This is a genomic window from Streptomyces laculatispora, from assembly GCF_017353455.1.
Taxonomy (GTDB): Bacteria; Actinomycetota; Actinomycetes; order Streptomycetales; family Streptomycetaceae; genus Streptomyces; species Streptomyces laculatispora.
The window spans coordinates 1-3678 of sequence record NZ_JAFMPZ010000003.1 but is presented as its reverse complement, the minus strand read 5'-3'; the positions used below and the strand labels follow the sequence as shown (position 1 = coordinate 3678).

General features: G+C 74.1%; 5 protein-coding genes. 4 read left to right on the top strand and 1 reads right to left on the bottom strand.

Going from position 1 to position 3678, the window contains the following annotated elements; all coding sequences use genetic code 11:
* Positions 1 to 793: sensor histidine kinase (locus J1C73_RS00300; protein ID WP_207314526.1), on the top strand; the 793-nt coding region annotated here is incomplete at its 5' end.
* A complete protein-coding gene (locus J1C73_RS00295) occupies positions 781 to 1440 on the top strand; it encodes a LuxR C-terminal-related transcriptional regulator (RefSeq protein ID WP_123463304.1) in 660 nt (219 codons plus the stop codon). The genes J1C73_RS00300 and J1C73_RS00295, both read left to right, overlap by 13 nt.
* A gap of 25 nt (positions 1441 to 1465) precedes the next feature.
* Here the strand turns inward: J1C73_RS00295 and J1C73_RS00290 are convergent, their stop codons facing one another.
* Entirely contained in the window at positions 1466 to 1852 is a 387-nt protein-coding gene (locus J1C73_RS00290) for a VOC family protein (RefSeq protein WP_123463307.1), read from the bottom strand.
* Positions 1853 to 1927: 75 nt separating this feature from the next.
* Between J1C73_RS00290 and J1C73_RS00285 the strand changes: the two genes are divergently transcribed.
* Both J1C73_RS00285 and J1C73_RS00280 read left to right on the top strand, forming a co-directional pair.
* Complete coding sequence (locus J1C73_RS00285; protein ID WP_207314525.1) at positions 1928 to 2590, top strand: nucleoside/nucleotide kinase family protein; 663 nt, start codon at positions 1928 to 1930, stop codon at positions 2588 to 2590.
* A 68-nt stretch (positions 2591 to 2658) separates the two neighbouring features.
* On the top strand, positions 2659 to 3678 hold a 1020-nt coding region (locus J1C73_RS00280; protein ID WP_207314524.1), incomplete at its 3' end, for a M24 family metallopeptidase.

Here is a 3678-nt window from a genome sequence, read left to right as displayed (position 1 = left end):
ACACCTGCTGGACCGGCGGACCGCCGACGAGTACGGCACACCGCCGCCCGTGCGGCGCGGCTGGGTGCTGCGCTGGCACCCCGTACTCGCCGAGCTCTCCGCGAGCTGGACCCGTTCCCTGCTCACCGCCTCGCCGTCCGCCGAGCTCACCGAGCGCATCGGCCAGCTGACGGAGAGCCGGGCCGGGGCGGTCGAGGCGCACGGCGCCGAACTCCGGCGCATCGAACGGGATCTGCACGACGGAGCCCAGGCCAGGATCGTCGCCCTGTCGATGCGGGTCGGGCTGGCCAAACAGCTCCTGGACCGGGACCCGGCCGCCGCACGCCTGCGCCTCGACGAGGCCCAGGACGGTGCCGAGGCGGCGCTGGCCGAGCTGCGGCACGTCGTGCGCGGCATCCATCCGCCGGTGCTGACGGACCGTGGACTGGACGGTGCCGTGCGGGCGCTGGCGGCCGGGACGGGCGTCCCCGTCACAGTGGAACTCGACGGCGTCCAGGACGGGCGGCGGCTCCCCGCGGCGATCGAGTCCGCCGCCTACTTCGTGGTCGCCGAGGCACTCACCAACATCAGCAAACACAGCGGCGCCACGGCCGCGAGCGTCCGGATCGACCGGGCCCCCGGCGTACTGCTCGTGTCCATCGGCGACGATGGGCGCGGCGGCGCGGACGAGGGCGCCGGCAGCGGGCTGGTCGGAATCAGGCGGCGGATCGCCGCCCTGGACGGCACCACCCGCATCAGCAGCCCCATCGGAGGGCCGACCGACATCGAAGTGGAGCTACCGTGCGGATCGTGATCGCCGAGGACAACGCCCTGTTGAGGGAGGGCCTGATCCTGCTGCTCACCAGCTCGGGCCACGAGGTGGTGGCCGACGTCGCGGCCGGGCCCGAGGTGCTGCCCGCCCTGCTGGAGCACCGCCCGGACGCCGCCGTGCTCGACGTACGGCTGCCGCCCACGTTCCGCGACGAGGGGCTGCGCGCCGCCGTCGCCGCCCGGAAGGAACTCCCCGACCTGCCGATCCTGGTCCTCTCCCAGTACGTCGAGGAGACGTACGCCGCCGAACTGCTCGCCCAGGGCGCGCAGGGCATCGGCTATCTGCTCAAGGACCGGGTGGGCCGGGTCGACCAGTTCCTCCAGGCCCTCGACCGGGTGGCGGACGGCGGCACCGCGCTCGATCCGGAGGTGGTGAGCCAGCTGCTGACCCGCAAGGCGTCCGCGAAGCCGCTGCTGAGCCTCACGCCCCGCGAGCGGGAGGTCCTGGAACTGATGGCCCAGGGCAAGGCGAACGGCACGATCGCCGCCGAACTCGTCGTCACCGAACGGGCGGTGAGCAAGCACATCGGCTCGATCTTCGCCAAGCTCGGCCTCGAACCCGACGACGGCACGGTCCACCGCCGGGTCCTCGCGGTGCTGGCGTACCTGGAGGGCAACGGCACGCGCTGAGCGCCCGGCCGGCGCCGAGGCCGGATCAGGCGGGCTGGAGCAGGTCCCAGCGGTTTCCGTACAGGTCCTCGAAGACCGCGACCGAACCGTAGACCTCGTGCCGGGGCTCCTCCAGGAACCGCACCCCGGCCGCCAGCATGCGCGCGTGGTCGGCGGCGAAGTCCTCCGTGTGCAGGAAGAAGCCGACCCTGCCACCGGTCTGCGCCCCGACGCTCGCCCCCTGCTCCTCGTCCTTGGCCCGGGCCAGCAGCAGCCCCGTACCCTGCGCACCGCGCGGCCGGACGACGATCCAGCGGGAGCCGTCGCCCCGGTCGGTGTCCTCGACCAGCTCGAAGCCGAGGGCATCGGTGTAGAAGTCGCGGGCCTCGTCGTAGTCGCGGACGACCAGGGTGACCAGGGCGATGTGCGGCATGGGGATCCTCGGTGCTCGGGGCGGGCGGGGGTGCGGCCCGCAGGCTGCCGGTCCCGTAGCGGGACAATATCCGTCATGGACACCAGTGACCTCACCGGGCTGACGGCCCGGGCCCGCCGGCTCGCCCTGGCCGGGAAGCGCCGCGTTCTCGGTATCGCCGGTCCGCCCGGCGCCGGCAAGTCCACCCTGGCCGGACAACTGGTCGACGCGCTGGGGCCGCTCGCCGTGCTCGTGCCCATGGACGGTTTCCATCTCGCCCAGGCCGAACTGGAACGGCTCGGCCGCGCCGCGCGCAAGGGCGCGCCCGACACCTTCGACGCCGCCGGGTACGCCGCCCTGCTCCGGCGGCTGCGGGCACCGGAACCGGGGACCGTCGTGTACGCCCCCGCGTTCGACCGGGTCCTGGAGCAGCCGGTCGCCGGCTCCGTCCCGGTCGGTCCGGACGTTCCGCTGGTCGTCACCGAGGGCAACTACCTGCTGCACGGGGACGGCGGCTGGGAGCCGGTGCGCGGGCTGCTCGACGAGGCGTGGTACCTGGAAATCGACCAGGACGTACGCATTGGCAGGCTCGTCGACCGGCATGTGCGGTTCGGGAAGCCGCGGCCGTACGCGGAGCGCTGGGCCGCCGGCTCCGACGAGGCGAACGCCCGGCTCGTCGCCCGCGGCCGCGACCGGGCCGATCTCGTGCTGCGGGCCGGTCCCGGAGCCCGGGAGGAACCGCACGGCCCCCGCCCTTGAACGCTCGCGTCCGGCCGTCCGTAGCGGCAGGATGCAGGGAGCCGTTCCGTGCCCCCAGGAGGTCCCGCATGTCCAGCCCGCACCAGCCCGCGCCGTTCACCGCCGACGACTACCGGGCCCGGATGGCGCGGGCCGCCGAGAGCGCCGCCGCCGCCGGACTCGCCGGAGTGCTGGTCGCGCCCGGACCGGATCTCGTCTACCTGACGGGGTACCGGCCCACCGCGATCACCGAGCGCCTCACCGTGCTCGTCCTCGCCGCCGGACAGGACCCCGTCCTGGTCGTACCGACGCTGGAGGCGCCGGACGCGGAGCAGGCCGTCGGCGCGCCCGCCCTGACCCTGCGGGACTGGACGGACGGCAAGGACCCGTACGCCGTCACGGCACCGCTGCTCGACGCGAAGGGGCGGTTCGGGATCAGCGACAACGCCTGGGCGATGCATCTGCTCGGCCTCCAGCAGTACCTGCCCGGGACCTCGTACGCCTCCCTCACCGAGGTGCTGCCGATGCTGCGCGCCGTGAAGGACGCCGCCGAGCTGGAGCGGATCGCCGCGGCCGGCGCCGCCGCCGACGCCACGTACGCGGAGATCCTCAAGGTCCGGTTCGCCGGCCGGGCGGAGACCGAGGTCGCCGCCGATCTGGCCCGGCTGCTCACCGAGTACGGGCACTCCCAGGTCGACTTCACCGTGGTCGGCTCCGGGCCGAACGGCGCCAACCCGCACCACGAGGCGGGGGGCCGCACCATCGAGCGGGGCGACATGGTCGTGCTCGACTTCGGCGGCCTCAAGCACGGCTACGGCTCCGACACCTCCCGCACGGTCCACGTCGGCGAACCCACAGCCGAGGAGCAGCGGGTCCACGACATCGTCCGGGAGGCGCAGGAGGCCGGCTGCAACGCGGTCCGGCCCGGTGCCGCCTGCCAGGACATCGACCGGGCCGCCCGCGCCGTCATCACCGAGTTCGGCTACGGCGACCGGTTCATCCACCGCACGGGCCACGGCATCGGCGTCACCACCCACGAGCCCCCGTACATGATCGAGGGCGAGGAGCAGCCGCTCGTCCCCGGCATGTGCTTCTCCGTGGAGCCCGGC

Coding starts and splice junctions, on each gene's coding strand:
- J1C73_RS00290 (WP_123463307.1), bottom strand. CDS start 1,852: ATGCCGCACATCGCCCTGGTCACCCTGGTCGTCCGCGACTACGACGAG.
- J1C73_RS00285 (WP_207314525.1), top strand. CDS start 1,928: ATGGACACCAGTGACCTCACCGGGCTGACGGCCCGGGCCCGCCGGCTC.